We start from the raw sequence: 14,906 nt of genomic DNA on the forward strand, positions 1-14,906 counted from the left end.
ATGTCACCGAGGAGGCCTCGGAGAGGTAGGGTCGTAGGCGGTCGGGGACATCCCAAACAGAGCTCGCCGGCACCGCATAGCCGGCGTACCAACGAGGAGATCGGTTCGTGACGATCCGCGTAGGCATCAACGGCTTCGGTCGTATTGGTCGCAACTACTTCCGCGCACTGCTGGAGCAGGGTGCTGACATCGAGATCGTGGCTGTCAACGACCTGGGTGACACCGCGACCACTGCTCACCTGCTGAAGTACGACACCATCCTGGGCCGCCTCAAGGCCGAGGTGACGCACACCGCCGACACGATCACGGTCGACGGCCACACCATCAAGGTGCTGTCGGAGCGCAACCCCGCCGACATCCCGTGGGGTCAGCTGGGCGTTGACATCGTCATCGAGTCGACCGGCATCTTCACCAAGAAGGCCGACGCCGAGAAGCACATCGCCGGTGGCGCGAAGAAGGTCCTCATCTCGGCTCCGGCCAAGGACGAGGACATCACCATCGTGATGGGCGTCAACCAGGACAAGTACGACGCGGCCAACCACCACGTCATCTCCAACGCCTCCTGCACCACCAACTGTGTGGCGCCGATGGCCAAGGTTCTGGACGAGAACTTCGGCATCGTCAAGGGCCTGATGACGACGGTCCACGCGTACACCAACGACCAGCGCATCCTGGACTTCCCGCACTCGGACCTGCGCCGCGCCCGCGCCGCCGCCGAGAACATCATCCCGACCACGACCGGTGCCGCGAAGGCCACCGCCCTGGTCCTCCCGCAGCTCAAGGGCAAGCTCGACGGCATCGCGATGCGCGTGCCGGTCCCGACCGGTTCGGCCACCGACCTGGTCGTCGAGCTCCAGCGCGAGGTCACCAAGGACGAGGTCAACGCCGCGTTCAAGAAGGCCGCCGACGACGGCGACCTCAAGGGCATCCTGTTCTACACCGAGGACCCGATCGTGTCCTCGGACATCGTCAGCGACCCGGCCTCCTGCACCTTCGACTCCTCCCTGACCATGGTCCAGGAGGGCAAGTCGGTGAAGATCCTCGGCTGGTACGACAACGAGTGGGGCTACTCCAACCGCCTCGTCGACCTGACGGTCTTCGTCGGCAACCAGCTCTGATCGACAGAGCAGGCAGCTTGATGTGAGTGCAGGGCTCGGGCAGCGCGAGGGCGCGTTGTCCGAGCCCTCGCTCATGTGATCAGCTTTCGTACGAGTCAGAGCCCTCCCCAGGAGTCCCCTATATGAAGACGATCGACGAACTTCTCGCCGAAGGCGTCGCAGGCAAGCGGGTCTTCGTCCGCGCCGACCTCAACGTGCCGCTGGACGGCACCACCATCACCGACGACGGCCGTATCCGCGCGGTGCTGCCCACCGTCAAGGCGCTGGCCGAGGCGGGCGCCCGGGTGGTCGTCGCCTCGCACCTGGGCCGCCCCAAGGGCGCCCCGGACCCGGTGTTCTCCCTCGCCCCCGCCGCCGCGCGCCTCGGTGAACTCCTCGGCGCCGACGTGGCCTTCGCGACCGACACCGTCGGCGAGTCCGCCACGTCGACCGTCGCCGGCCTCGCCGACGGCCAGGTCGCGGTCATCGAGAACCTGCGCTTCAACGCCGGCGAGACCTCCAAGGACGACGCCGAGCGCGCCGCCTTCGCCGACCAGTTGGCCGCCCTCGCGGACGTGTACGTCGGCGACGGCTTCGGCGCCGTGCACCGCAAGCACGCCTCGGTCTTCGACCTCCCGGCCAAGCTGCCCCACTACGCCGGCTACCTCATCGCCACCGAGGTCGGCGTCCTGAAGAAGCTCACCGAGGACGTCCAGCGGCCCTACGCCGTGGCGCTCGGCGGCTCCAAGGTCTCCGACAAGCTGGCCGTCATCGACCAGCTGCTCGGCAAGGCCGACCGCATCCTCATCGGCGGCGGCATGGCCTTCACCTTCCTCAAGGCCAAGGGCTACGAGGTCGGCGCCTCGCTGCTCCAGGAGGACCAGATCCCGGCCGTCCTCGAGTACCTGGAGCGCGCCGAGAAGCTCGGCGTCGAACTGGTGCTGCCGGTCGACGTCGTGGTCTCCGCGGGCTTCCCCGACCTGAAGGCCAAGGCGCCCACCGAGTACGCCGTCGTCGACGCGTCCGACATCCCCGAGGGATCCCTGGGCCTGGACGTCGGCCCGAAGACCGGCGAGTTGTACGCCGGCAAGCTCACCGACGCCAAGACCGTCTTCTGGAACGGTCCCATGGGCGTCTTCGAACACCCCGACTACGCCGAGGGCACCAAGGCGGTCGCCCAGGCCCTCATCGACTCGGACGGCTTCACGGTCGTCGGCGGCGGAGACTCCGCCGCCGCCGTGCGTACGCTCGGCTTCGACGAGAACGCGTTCGGCCACATCTCGACCGGCGGCGGCGCCTCCCTCGAATACCTCGAGGGCAAGACGCTCCCCGGCCTCGCCGCACTGGAGGACTGACCCCGCATGACCACTCGCACGCCGATCATGGCGGGTAACTGGAAGATGAACCTCAACCACCTCGAGGCCATCGCGCACGTCCAGAAGCTCGCTTTCGCCCTGGCCGACAAGGACTACGAGGCCGTCGAGGTCGCCGTCCTGCCGCCCTTCACCGACCTGCGCTCCGTGCAGACCCTGGTCGACGGCGACAAGCTCAAGATCAAGTACGGTGCCCAGGACATCTCGGCCCAGGACTCCGGCGCCTACACCGGCGAGATCTCCGGGGCGATGCTGGCCAAGCTGAAGTGCACGTACGTGGCCGTCGGCCACTCCGAGCGCCGTCAGTACCACGCCGAGACCGACGAGATCGTGAACGCCAAGGTCAAGGCCGCCTACAAGCACGGTCTGACCCCGATCCTGTGCGTCGGCGAGGAACTGGACGTCCGCGAGGCGGGCAACCACGTCTCCCACACCCTCGCCCAGGTCGAGGGCGGTCTGAAGGACCTCCCGGCCGAGCAGGCCGAGTCCGTCGTGATCGCCTACGAGCCCGTGTGGGCCATCGGCACCGGCAAGGTCTGCGGCGCCGAGGACGCCCAGGAGGTCTGCGCGGCCATCCGCGGCAAGGTCGCCGAGCTGTACTCGCAGGAGCTGGCCGACCAGGTCCGCATCCAGTACGGCGGCTCCGTGAAGTCGGGCAACGTCGCCGAGATCATGGCGCAGGCCGACATCGACGGCGCCCTCGTGGGCGGTGCGTCGCTCGATGCCGACGAGTTCGTCAAGATCGTGCGCTTCCGCGACCAGTAAGTATGCGGTAGCGGCGATCCGTCGTACCCTTGCGGGGGCACAGCCCGGCGGCTGTGCCCCCGTCGTCCGTCCAGATCCGAGGAAGTTGGTCCAGCCGTGGTTATGGGGTTCTCGATCGCCCTGATCGTCTTCAGCGCGCTGATGATGCTGCTGGTGCTGATGCACAAGGGCAAGGGTGGCGGCCTCTCCGACATGTTCGGCGGCGGCATGCAGTCCTCCGTCGGCGGTTCGTCCGTCGCCGAGCGCAACCTGGACCGGATCACCATCGTGGTCGGTCTGCTCTGGTTCGCGTGCATCATCGTGCTCGGTCTGCTGATGAAGACGAACAACTGACCGGCACAACCATTCCGTACGTAAGGCCCCATGTTCGGTACGCGCCCCTGAGCGCGGCCTATCATGGGGCTTGCGTCTAGATGTGGGGGCTGTAACTCCAATCACTGGACGCGCGTTGGGCCTTACGTAGACTGAGGCGCTCGCAACGAAGCGAAACGCCGACTCGCTTCGCGGCACCATCACGCAGGGAGTTACGACCGTGGCAAGTGGCAACGCGATCCGAGGAAGCCGGGTCGGGGCGGGGCCGATGGGCGAGGCCGAGCGGGGCGAGTCCGCGCCCCGACTGCGCATCTCCTTCTGGTGCTCCAACGGGCACGAGACGCAGCCCAGCTTCGCCAGCGACGCGCAGGTCCCCGACACCTGGGACTGCCCGCGCTGCGGCTTCCCCGCCGGACAGGACCGGGACAACCCGCCGGACCCCCCGCGCACCGAGCCGTACAAGACGCACCTCGCGTATGTACGGGAGCGGCGCAGCGACGCGGACGGCGAGGCGATCCTCGCCGAGGCACTCGCCAAACTGCGGGGCGAGATCTAGAAGTTGACGACCGGCCGGGTACCGAGAGGTGCCTGGCCGGAGCTGTTCTGTGAGTTATCCACAGGCCCACCACGTTGTCAGTGGTGGCCTCTACGGTTTGTGCATCGCTTCAAGGCGTGCGAAATCGTGGGGGGAACTGTGGTCACGGTCGAGGTGACGGGCGTGCGTGCGCCCGCGTGGCGTGGAGGGTTCGGGCGCCTGTGGGGCGCCGCGGTGCTCTCCAGTTTCGGAGACGCGCTGCGTACGGCGGCGCTGCCGCTGCTGGCCACCACCCTGACCGACGAGCCCCTGGCGATAGCGGCCGTCACCGCTTGCGGATATCTGCCCTGGCTGGTGTTCGGACTGCTCGGCGGCGCCGTCGCGGACCGCGTGGACCAGCGGCGCGCGATGTGGACGGTGGATGCCCTACGAGGTCTGCTCGTCGCCTGCTTCGCCGTCGCCGTCGGCCTGGGGCACGCCTCCATCGGCCTGCTCATCGCGCTCGCCTTCGCGCTGACCACGTTCCAGACCCTCTTCGACAACGCCTCCACCGCGTTGCTGCCGTCCCTGGTCGACAGCGACGCCCTCGGCAGCGCCAACGCCCGGCTGATGACCGGGCAGAAGATCGCGGGCGGGCTGCTGGGCGCCCCCGTCGTACCGCTGCTGCTGGCGGGCGGCGCCGCGCTGCCCTTCGCGGCCGACGCGGCGACCTTCCTGCTGGCCGCCGCACTGGTGGCCTCGCTGCGGCCCACCGCGCCCGCTCGTCAGCAGAGACCGGCCGGCAGCACCCTGCGCAGGGAGATCGGCGAGGGCCTGCGCACCCTCGCCCGCGACCGGGCCCTGCGCGGCCTGTGCGCCGCCACCGCCCTGTGCAACATCGGTGTGGGCGCCCTCATCGCCACCATGGTCCTCCTGGTGACCGGCTGGCTGGACGCCGGCCGCACCGGGTACGCGGCGGCGACCACGGCCTACACCCTCGGCTCGCTCGCCGGGGGAGCGGTCAACCGGCTGCTCGTCTCCCGCATGGGGCGGGTACGGGCGGTGCTGCTCGCCGGGAGCACGCAGATCGGCGCGCTCGTCATCATGGGAACCGTCCGCGACCTGGCCGCCATGGTCGCCGCGATGGCCCTCTTCGGGCTCATGGGCATGGTGTGGAACGTCAACACGACGACCCTCATGCAGCAGCGCAGCCCCGCCGAGATGCTGGGCCGGGTCAGCTCCGCCTTCCGGACCCTGGGTGTCGCCGGGGCACCCCTGGGTGCCCTGCTGGGCGGGGCCGTCGCCACCGCCTGGGGGCTCAACACCCCGGCCCTGCTCGCGGCCGTCTTCTTCACCCTGTCCGTCGCCTCGTTGATACCGGCGTTCAAGCGGGACGTACCTGTTGTTGCACCGCAGGACGGCGCCACGACAGCTCACGTCACCCGCTGATCAACTAGGTTGGACCGGCTGGGACAAGCACGAAAGAAGGCGGAAGTCGGACATGAACGCAGACGGCCGTACCAGGCTCAACCAGACGCCCGAGTGGACCGCTCTGGCCAAGCACCGTGAGGAACTCGGCGAGGTGCGGCTGCGCGAGCTGTTCGCCGCCGACCCCGGGCGCGGCGCCGGTTACACGCTCCAGGTCGGCGACCTGCACATCGACTACTCCAAGCACCTGGTCACCGACGAGACGCTGCGGTTGCTGCGGGAGCTGGCCGCCGCGACGGACGTGTTCGGGCTGCGGGACGCCATGTTCCGCGGCGAGCGGATCAACACCACCGAGGACCGGGCGGTCCTGCACACCGCGCTGCGGGCGGCGCCGGACGCGGTGGTCGAGGTCGACGGGGAGAACGTGGTGCCGCAGGTGCACGCCGTGCTCGACAGGATGAGCGCCTTCGCCGACCGGGTCCGCTCGGGCGAGTGGACCGGCCACACCGGCAAGCGGATCAGGAACGTCGTCAACATCGGCATCGGCGGCTCCGACCTCGGTCCGGCGATGGCGTACGAGGTGCTGCGCGCCTACACCGACCGCGACCTGACCGTTCGCTTCGTGTCGAACGTCGACGGTGCCGACCTGCACGAGGCCACCCGTGACCTGGACGCGGCGGAGACGCTGTTCGTCATCGCGTCCAAGACCTTCACCACCATCGAGACGATCACCAACGCGACCTCGGCGCGAAAGTGGCTGCTCGATGAGCTGAAGGCCGGTCAGGAAGCGGTGGCGAAGCACTTCGTGGCCCTGTCGACCAACGCCGAGAAGGTCGCCGACTTCGGTATCGACACGGCCAACATGTTCGAGTTCTGGGACTGGGTCGGCGGACGCTACTCCTACGACTCGGCGATCGGCCTCTCCCTGATGATCGCCATCGGCCCGGACCGCTTCCGGGAGATGCTCGACGGCTTCCGGCTCGTCGACGAGCACTTCCGCACCGCGCCCGCCGAGTCCAACGTGCCTTTGCTGCTGGGCCTGTTGGGCATCTGGTACGGCAACTTCCACGACGCCCAGTCACATGCGGTGCTGCCGTACAGCCACTACCTGTCCAAGTTCACCGCCTACTTGCAGCAGCTGGACATGGAGTCCAACGGCAAGTCGGTGCAGCGTGACGGACGGCCCGTGGACTGGCAGACCGGGCCGGTGGTGTGGGGCACGCCCGGCACCAACGGGCAGCACGCGTACTACCAGTTGATCCATCAGGGCACCAAGCTGATCCCGGCGGACTTCATCGGCTTCGCCGAGCCGGTGGCCGAGCTCAGCGAGGGGCTGAAGGCGCAGCACGACCTGCTGATGGCCAACTTCTTCGCGCAGACGCAGGCGCTGGCCTTCGGCAAGACGCCGGACGAGGTGCGGGGTGAGGGGGTACCGGAGGAGCTGGTGGCCCACAAGACCTTCCAGGGCAACCACCCGACGACGACGATCCTCGCCAAGGAGCTCACCCCGTCCGTGCTCGGGCAGCTCGTCGCGCTGTACGAGCACAAGGTGTTCGTGCAGGGCGCGGTGTGGAACATCGACTCCTTCGACCAGTGGGGCGTCGAACTGGGCAAGGTGCTCGCCAAGCGGGTCGAACCGGCGCTCACGGAGGGCGCGGACGTGCCGGGTCTGGATGCCTCGACCCGGGCCCTGGTCGCCAAGTACCGGGAGCTGCGCGGCCGGTAGCCGGCGCTGAGGGTCACGATGCGGGAAAGCGGGCGGCGCGGGACCGTCCGCTTCCCGTAGACTTCCCGGCGATCATGGAGGCCATGGCTCGGGGGAGTGCAAAGTGGCTGGTTCGCAAGGCAGTTGGACGGGTGGCTCGCTGACGGCGCGAGATCTGCTGAAGCCGAAGCACGCGGCACGGGCCGCGTTTCATCCGGCGTGGATCCCGGAGTCCATCGACCCGGCCGTGGAGCAGCTCAAGAAGATCCGTCTCATCGCCGGGACGATAGCGGCGGTCGGCGTCTACACCTTCGTGGAGGGCGGCTTCGCCTTCGACGAGATGCTGGAGAACATGCTGACGGCGTCCGTCGTCCTGCTGTTCATCACGCCGCTGACGGTCGGCGTCATGCTCCTGGTGTGGAAGCGGCACGGCGACATCCGGGCGCTGAAACCGCCGCTGTTCAACTCGCTGAAGCTGCTGCTGCTCTTCGTCGGGTCGATCGTGCTCACGGTCGTGCTGCTGCAGTCGACGACCGCCGCGGGGTTCTTCCTCCTGCTGCTCGCCCCGTTGGTGATCTGGCTGGCGGTCTTCGTCGGACGCGGTGCCTGGCACGTGGGCGCGAACTTCTTCGGCACCGCCGGTGTGCACCGCTGTCTGCCGCCGCTGCTGGCCACGGTGACCACCTGGCTGATGGCCCTGCCCGACCTCTTCACAGGCGATCTGCACGGCATGAGCCTCGGGATGGGCGTCCTGTTCATCCTGGGCGCGCCCCTGACGGTCACGGGCATCGCGCTGATGGAGATGCGACGACTGGACCAGCGCTACGGCATCCGCCTGACGTCCCACCCGGCCACCCAGGCTCCGTTCACCCCGCCGATGCCGCCGAACGCCCCGCCGATGCCGCCGGGCACCCCGCCGTACGTGCCGCCGCAGGGGAATCCGTACGGCAACCCGTACGGCCCGCAGCCCGGCAACGGCAACCCGTACGGACCGCCGCCCGGCAACCCGTACGGGCCCCCGCCCGCGCACCCGTACAACCAGGGCAACAACCCGTACGGCCCGCCCTCCGGGAGCCCTTACAACGGCGGGAACCCGTACGGAAGTTGACCGTACGGGTTCCTCGGGGTGCCGCAGGCGTCAGGACGACGCCGGCGGATACAGCGAGCGTGGCAGTTGGGAGGCGGCTGACGCGTCCAGGAGCCACAGGGTGCGGGAGCGGCCCTTCGCGCCCGCCGCCGGGGCCTGGATCTCGCCCGCGCCCGACAGGGTGATCGCCGCGGCCTGGGCCTTGTCCTCGCCGGCCGCCAGGAGCCAGACCTCGCGGGCGGCGCGGATGGCGGGCAGGGTGAGGGTGACCCGGGTCGGCGGGGGCTTCGGGGCGCCGTGCACACCGACCACCGTGCGGTCCGTCTCGCGTACCGCCGGGAGCTCGGGGAACAGCGACGCCACGTGCGTGTCCGGGCCGACGCCCAGCATCAGGACGTCGAAGGTCGGCACCGAACCGTGGTTCTCCGGGCCGGCCGCACGGGCGAGTTCCTCCGCGTACGCGGCGGCCGCCGCTTCCACGTCGGCGCCGTACGGGCCGTCCGAGGCGGGCATGGCGTGCACCCGCTTCGGGTCGAGCGGCACCGCGTCCAGCAGGGCCTCGCGGGCCTGCGTGACATTGCGGTCCGGGTCGCCCTCGGGCAGGAAGCGCTCGTCGCCCCACCACAGGTCGAGCCGGCCCCAGTCGACGGCGTCCCGGGCGGGCGCCGCCGCCAGCGCGGCCAGCAGACCGTTGCCGTTGCGTCCGCCGGTGAGGACCACGGACGCGTAGCCCCGGGAGGCCTGCGCGTCCACGATCTTCGTGATCAGGCGGGCCGCGGCGGCCTGCGCCATCAGCTCCTTGTCGCGGTGCACGACCAGCTGCGGAGTGCTCACTTGGCCGCCGCCTTCCGCGACGAAGCCGGGGCTCGCTTGGCGGCCGCCTTCTTCACCGGAGCGGGCGCCTCCGTAGGCGCTTCGGCGACCACCGGAGCCGGATTCAGCTTCTCCACCCCGAACCGCAGCGCGGACGCGTACGTGTCGTCGGGGTCGAGGCGCCGCAGCTCCTCCGCGATCAGCTCGGCCGTCTCACGCCGCTTGAGCGCCACCGCACGGTCCGGCTGGCCCTCGATGGACAGCGTCGCCAGGGCGCCGTCCGCGCGGTCGAGGACGATCGGGCCGTGGCTGGTGTCCATACGGACCGCGGTCAGGCCGGGGCCGTTCGACAGCGAGCGCTTCACCGGTACGTCCAGCCGGTCCGCGAGCCACATGGCGAGCAGCTCACAGCTCGGGTTGAACTCCTCGCCCTCCACCTCGACGCCCTTGACGTCCACGGTGACCTGGTCGAGGGCCGCGGCCAGCATCGACCGCCAGGGCGTGATGCGGGTCCAGGACAGGTCGGTGTCGCCGGGGGTGTAGGCGTCGGCACGGGCGCCGAGGTCCCGTACCGGCTGCTCGGAGGCGTAGGTGTCGGTGACCCGGCGCTGGGCGAGCGCGCCCAGCGGGTCCTTCGCCGGGTCGAGCGGCGCGTCCACCGGCCACCAGACGACCACCGGGGCGTCGGGCAGCAGCAGCGGCAGGACCACCGACTGGGCGTGGTGGACGACGTCGCCGTACAGCCGCAGGACGACCGTCTCGCCGGTGCCCGCGTCCGCGCCCACCCGCACCTCGGCGTCCAGACGGGACTGCGTACGGTCGCGGGGCGAGCGGGAGACGCGCTTGATGACCACCAGCGTGCGCGAGGGGTGCTCGCGCGACGCGTCGTTGGCGGCCCTCAGGGCGTCGTACGCGTTCTCCTCGTCCGTGACGATGACCAGCGTGAGCACCATGCCGACGGCCGGGGTGCCGATGGCCCGGCGGCCCTTGACCAGCGCCTTGTTGATCTTGCTGGCGGTGGTGTCCGTGAGGTCTATCTTCATGGCCGGCGCCAGCTCCGTCCCTCTCGTGCGAGCATTTCGTCCGCCTCGACCGGCCCCCAGGTGCCGGACGGGTACTGGGCCGGCTTGCCGTGCTTGTCCCAGTACTGCTCGATCGGGTCGAGGATCTTCCAGGACAGCTCGACCTCCTCCGTGCGCGGGAAGAGGTTCGAGTCGCCGAGCAGCACATCGAGGATCAGCCGCTCGTACGCCTCGGGCGAGGACTCCGTGAAGGACTCGCCGTAGGCGAAGTCCATCGACACGTCCCGGATCTCCATGGACGTACCGGGGACCTTGGAGCCGAAGCGGACCGTGATGCCCTCGTCCGGCTGGACGCGGATGACGATCGCGTTCTGGCCGAGCTCCTCGGTGGCCGTCGAGTCGAAGGGGGAGTGCGGAGCCCGCTGGAAGACGACCGCGATCTCCGTGACCCGGCGGCCGAGCCGCTTGCCGGTGCGCAGATAGAAGGGGACGCCCGCCCAGCGGCGGTTGTCGACCTCCAGCTTGATCGCGGCGTACGTGTCGGTCTTCGACTTGGGGTCGATGCCGTCTTCCTGGAGGTAGCCGACCGCCTGCTCGCCGCCCTGCCAGCCCTCGGCGTACTGACCGCGGACGGTGTCCCGGCCCAGGTCCTTCGGCAGCCGCACCGCGCCGAGCACCTTGGTCTTCTCGGCGGCCAGCGCGTCCGCGTCGAAGGACGAGGGCTCCTCCATGGCCGTGAGCGCCATGAGCTGGAGAAGGTGGTTCTGGATGACGTCACGGGCGGCGCCGATGCCGTCGTAGTACCCGGCGCGACCACCGATGCCGATGTCCTCGGCCATGGTGATCTGCACGTGGTCCACGAAGGACCGGTTCCAGATCGGCTCGAACATCTGGTTGGCGAAGCGGAGCGCCAGGATGTTCTGGACGGTCTCCTTGCCCAGGTAGTGGTCGATGCGGAAGACCTGGTCCGAGCCGAAGACCTCGTGGACGACCTTGTTGAGGTCCTCCGCCGACTTCAGGTCGTGGCCGAAGGGCTTCTCGATGACCGCGCGCCGCCAGGAACCGGAGGACTGGTCGGCGAGGCCGTGCTTCTTCAGCTGCTGGATGACCACCGGGAAGGAACGCGGCGGCACCGACAGGTAGAAGGCGAAGTTGCCGCCCGTGCCCTGTGCCTTGTCGAGCTCCTCGATGGTGCCGCGCAGCCGCTCGAACGCGTCGTCGTCGTCGAAGGTGCCCTGGACGAAGCGCATCCCCTGGATGAGCTGCTGCCAGACCTCCTCACGGAACGGCGTACGGGCGTGCGCCTTCACGGCGTCGTGGACCTCGGCGGCGAAGTCCTCGTGCTCCCACTCGCGGCGGGCGAAGCCGACCAGCGAGAAGCCCGGCGGCAACAGACCCCGGTTCGCGAGGTCGTACACGGCGGGCATGAGCTTCTTCCGGGACAAATCGCCCGTGACGCCGAAGATGACCAGGCCCGACGGCCCCGCGATACGCGGAAGCCGTCGGTCTGCGGGGTCACGCAGCGGATTGCTGCTCGACAAGGTTTAGCCCTCCGAGGGTGCGAGGCGCTCCAGCTCTGCCTCGGTCGACTTGAGCAGGTCGTTCCAGGACGCCTCGAACTTCTCGACGCCTTCGTCCTCCAGCAGCTGCACGACCTCGTTGTAGGAGATCCCGAGCTTCTCCACCGCGTCGATCTCGGCGCGGGACTGGTCATAGGTGCCGGCCACGGCGTTGCCGCGGATCTCGCCGCTCTCCTCGGTGGCCTGGAGGGTGGCCTCCGGCATGGTGTTCACCGTGTTGGGCGCGACGAGCTCGTCGACGTAGAGGGTCGCCTTGTAGGCGGGGTCCTTCACGCCGGTCGAGGCCCACAGCGGGCGCTGCTTGTTGGCCTGCGCCTTGTCGAGGGCCGCCCAGCGGTCGGAGGAGAAGACCTCCTCGTACGCCTCGTAGGCGAGCCGCGCGTTGGCGACACCGGCCTTGCCGCGGGCGGCCTTGGCCTCGTCGGTGCCGAGCGCGTCGAGCCGCTTGTCGATCTCGGTGTCCACGCGGGACACGAAGAAGGAGGCGACCGAGTGGATCAGAGACAGGTCGAGGCCCTTGGCCTTGGCCTTCTCCAGGCCCGCGAGGTAGGCGTCCATGACCTCGCGGTAGCGCTCAAGCGAGAAGATCAACGTGACGTTGACGCTGATGCCGTTGCCGATCACCTCGGTGATGGCCGGCAGGCCCGCCTTGGTGGCCGGGATCTTGATGAGCGTGTTGGGGCGGTCGACCAGCCAGGCCAGCTGCTTGGCCTCGGCGACCGTCGCCTTGGTGTGGTGGGCCAGGCGCGGGTCGACCTCGATCGACACGCGGCCGTCCTGGCCGCCGGTGGCGTCGAAGACCGGGCGCAGGATGTCGGCGGCGTCACGGACGTCCGCCGTCGTGATCATGCGGATGGCCTCTTCGACGGTGACCTTGCGGGCGGCGAGGTCGGACAGCTGCTGGTCGTAGCCGTCGCCCTGGGAGATCGCCTTCTGGAAGATCGACGGGTTGGTGGTGACGCCCACGACGTGCTGCTGGTCGATCAGTTCGGCGAGGTTGCCGGACGTGATCCGCTTGCGCGACAGGTCGTCCAGCCAGATCGCGACGCCTTCTTCGGAGAGGCGCTTGAGTGCGTCTGTCATGGAATTACATCTCCTACGTGTCGTATGTCAGCGTCAGCGCTGGGCGGCGGCCAGGGATTCCCGGGCCTTCGCGGCCACGTTCTCCGCAGTGAAGCCGAACTCCTGGAAAAGGACCTTGCCGTCGGCGGAAGCACCGAAGTGCTCCAGGGAAACGATGCGACCGGCGTCGCCGACGTACTTGTGCCAGGTCAGACCGATACCGGCCTCGACCGCGACACGCGCCTTGACGGCGGGCGGCAGGACGCTGTCCCGGTACCCCTGGTCCTGCTCCTCGAACCACTCCACGCACGGCATGGACACGACGCGCGTGGGCACACCGTCGGCCTCCAGCTGCTCGCGCGCCTCGACGGCGACGTGCACCTCGGAACCGGTGGCGATCAGGACGACCTCGGGAGCGCCGCCCGACGCCTCGAAGAGGACGTAGCCGCCCTTGACCGTGTCCTCGTTGGACTCGTACGTCGGCACGCCCTGGCGGGTCAGCGCGAGGCCGTGCGGGGCGCCCTTGCCGAAGACCTTCGTCCAGCGCTTGAGGATCTCGCGCCAGGCGATCGCGGTCTCGTTGGCGTCGGCCGGGCGGACCACGTTCAGACCCGGGATGGCGCGCAGCGAGGCGAGGTGCTCGACCGGCTGGTGCGTCGGGCCGTCCTCGCCGAGACCGATGGAGTCGTGCGTCCACACGTACGTCACCGGCAGGTGCATCAGCGCCGACAGCCGCACGGCGTTGCGCATGTAGTCGGAGAACACCAGGAAGGTGCCGCCGTAGATACGGGTGTTGCCGTGCAGCGCGATGCCGTTCATCTCCGCGGCCATGGAGTGCTCGCGGATGCCGAAGTGGATCGTGCGGCCGTACGGGCTCGCCTCCGGCAGCGGGTTGTCCGCCGGCAGGAAGGACGAGTCCTTGTCGATCGTGGTGTTGTTCGAGCCCGCGAGGTCGGCGGAGCCGCCCCACAGCTCGGGGATGACCGCGCCGAGGGCCTGGAGCACCTTGCCGGACGCGGCACGCGTGGCGACACCCTTGCCCGGCTCGAAGACGGGGAGCTTGTCCTCCCAGCCCTTGGGCAGCTCGCCGGCGGCGATGCGGTCGAACTCGGCGGCGCGCTCGACGTTGTTGTCGCGCCACTCCTGGAGCTGCTTCTCCCACCCCGCCTTGGCCTCGCGACCACGGTCGAGGGCCTGCCGGGTGTGGTCGATGACCGCGGCCGAGACCTCGAAGGACTGCTCCGGGTCGAAGCCGAGCACGCGCTTGGTGGCGGCCACCTCGTCGTCGCCGAGCGCCGAGCCGTGGGCGGCCTCGGTGTTCTGCGCGTTCGGGGCGGGCCAGGCGATGATCGAGCGCATCGCGATGAAGGACGGCTTGTCCGTCACCTGCTTCGCGGCCTCGATGGCGTTGTACAGGGCGTGCGGGTCGAGGTCGCCGTCCGGCTTCGGGGCGACGCGCTGCACGTGCCAGCCGTACGCCTCGTAGCGCTTGACGGTGTCCTCGGAGACGGCCGTCTCCGTGTCGCCCTCGATGGAGATGTGGTTGTCGTCCCACAGCAGCACCAGGTTGCCGAGCTTCTGGTGGCCGGCCAGCGAGGACGCCTCGGCGGAGATGCCCTCCTGGAGGCAGCCGTCACCGGCGATGGCGTACACGAAGTGGTCGAAGGGGGACTCGCCCGGGGCGGCCTCCGGGTCGAACAGACCGCGCTCGTAGCGGGCGGCCATGGCCATGCCCACCGCGTTGGCGACACCCTGGCCCAGCGGGCCGGTCGTCGTCTCGACGCCCTTGGTGTGGCCGTACTCCGGGTGACCGGGGGTCTTCGAGCCCCAGGTCCGGAACGCCTTCAGGTCGTCCAGCTCAAGGCCGAAACCGGCCAGGTAGAGCTGGGTGTAGAGGGTCAGGGACGAGTGGCCCGCGGACAGCACGAACCGGTCGCGTCCGACCCACTCCGGGTCGGCCGGGTCGTGCCGCATCACCTTCTGGAAGAGGGTGTACGCGGCAGGCGCCAGGCTCATCGCCGTACCGGGATGGCCGTTGCCGACCTTCTGTACGGCATCGGCGGCCAGGACGCGGGCGGTGTCGACGGCCCGCTGGTCCAACTCGGTCCACTCGAGGTCTGTGGTGGTCGGCTTGGTGCTCACCCTGTG

At 69.5% G+C, this 14,906-nt stretch carries 13 protein-coding genes; 8 read left to right on the forward strand and 5 right to left on the reverse strand.

What is annotated here, in order from left to right; genetic code table 11:
• The first annotated feature begins 107 nt into the window (after positions 1 to 107).
• The 8 genes from gap to OG885_RS33905 all read left to right on the forward strand — a co-directional run bounded on the left by gap (position 108) and on the right by OG885_RS33905 (position 8,302).
• On the forward strand, positions 108 to 1,118 hold the full coding sequence (gap, locus tag OG885_RS33870) for a type I glyceraldehyde-3-phosphate dehydrogenase (protein ID WP_361526855.1): 1,011 nt from the start codon (positions 108 to 110) through the stop codon (positions 1,116 to 1,118).
• Between the two features lie 122 nt (positions 1,119 to 1,240).
• Entirely contained in the window at positions 1,241 to 2,452 is a 1,212-nt protein-coding gene (locus tag OG885_RS33875; protein WP_405738037.1) for a phosphoglycerate kinase, read from the forward strand.
• A gap of 6 nt (positions 2,453 to 2,458) precedes the next feature.
• Positions 2,459 to 3,235 carry a triose-phosphate isomerase gene (gene tpiA / locus OG885_RS33880; RefSeq protein ID WP_405738038.1) on the forward strand — a complete coding sequence of 259 codons (777 nt, stop codon included), beginning with the start codon at positions 2,459 to 2,461 and terminating at the stop codon, positions 3,233 to 3,235.
• Positions 3,236 to 3,337: 102 nt separating this feature from the next.
• Positions 3,338 to 3,568: a preprotein translocase subunit SecG gene (gene secG / locus OG885_RS33885; protein ID WP_059197350.1), complete on the forward strand. Its 231-nt coding sequence runs from the start codon at positions 3,338 to 3,340 to the stop codon at positions 3,566 to 3,568.
• Positions 3,569 to 3,767: 199 nt separating this feature from the next.
• Entirely contained in the window at positions 3,768 to 4,103 is a 336-nt protein-coding gene (locus tag OG885_RS33890) for an RNA polymerase-binding protein RbpA (RefSeq protein WP_003957010.1), read from the forward strand.
• Between the two features lie 138 nt (positions 4,104 to 4,241).
• Complete coding sequence (locus tag OG885_RS33895; RefSeq protein ID WP_405742993.1) at positions 4,242 to 5,510, forward strand: MFS transporter; 1,269 nt, start codon at positions 4,242 to 4,244, stop codon at positions 5,508 to 5,510.
• A 52-nt stretch (positions 5,511 to 5,562) separates the two neighbouring features.
• Positions 5,563 to 7,215: a glucose-6-phosphate isomerase gene (gene pgi / locus OG885_RS33900; RefSeq protein WP_405738039.1), complete on the forward strand. Its 1,653-nt coding sequence runs from the start codon at positions 5,563 to 5,565 to the stop codon at positions 7,213 to 7,215.
• A 103-nt stretch (positions 7,216 to 7,318) separates the two neighbouring features.
• Entirely contained in the window at positions 7,319 to 8,302 is a 984-nt protein-coding gene (locus OG885_RS33905) for a hypothetical protein (protein WP_405738040.1), read from the forward strand.
• Between the two features lie 30 nt (positions 8,303 to 8,332).
• On the opposite strand, the gene pgl is transcribed toward OG885_RS33905, so the two are convergent.
• From pgl to tkt, 5 genes are read right to left on the reverse strand one after another with little or no spacing between them, the layout of a single operon-like run.
• A complete protein-coding gene (pgl, locus tag OG885_RS33910; RefSeq protein WP_405738041.1) occupies positions 8,333 to 9,115 on the reverse strand; it encodes a 6-phosphogluconolactonase in 783 nt (260 codons plus the stop codon).
• Positions 9,112 to 10,137: a glucose-6-phosphate dehydrogenase assembly protein OpcA gene (gene opcA / locus OG885_RS33915; RefSeq protein ID WP_405738042.1), complete on the reverse strand. Its 1,026-nt coding sequence runs from the start codon at positions 10,135 to 10,137 to the stop codon at positions 9,112 to 9,114. Before opcA ends, pgl begins: the two co-directional genes overlap by 4 nt.
• On the reverse strand, positions 10,134 to 11,657 hold the full coding sequence (gene zwf, locus OG885_RS33920; RefSeq protein ID WP_399958958.1) for a glucose-6-phosphate dehydrogenase: 1,524 nt from the start codon (positions 11,655 to 11,657) through the stop codon (positions 10,134 to 10,136). The genes opcA and zwf overlap by 4 nt, the downstream gene beginning before the upstream one ends.
• Positions 11,658 to 11,660: 3 nt before the next feature.
• Positions 11,661 to 12,779: a transaldolase gene (tal, locus tag OG885_RS33925; RefSeq protein ID WP_405738043.1), complete on the reverse strand. Its 1,119-nt coding sequence runs from the start codon at positions 12,777 to 12,779 to the stop codon at positions 11,661 to 11,663.
• A 33-nt stretch (positions 12,780 to 12,812) separates the two neighbouring features.
• Positions 12,813 to 14,900 carry a transketolase gene (tkt, locus tag OG885_RS33930; protein WP_405738044.1) on the reverse strand — a complete coding sequence of 696 codons (2,088 nt, stop codon included), beginning with the start codon at positions 14,898 to 14,900 and terminating at the stop codon, positions 12,813 to 12,815.
• Positions 14,901 to 14,906 lie beyond the last annotated feature (6 nt).

Source organism: Streptomyces sp. NBC_00028 (assembly GCF_045041065.1).
Classification (GTDB): Bacteria; Actinomycetota; Actinomycetes; order Streptomycetales; family Streptomycetaceae; genus Streptomyces.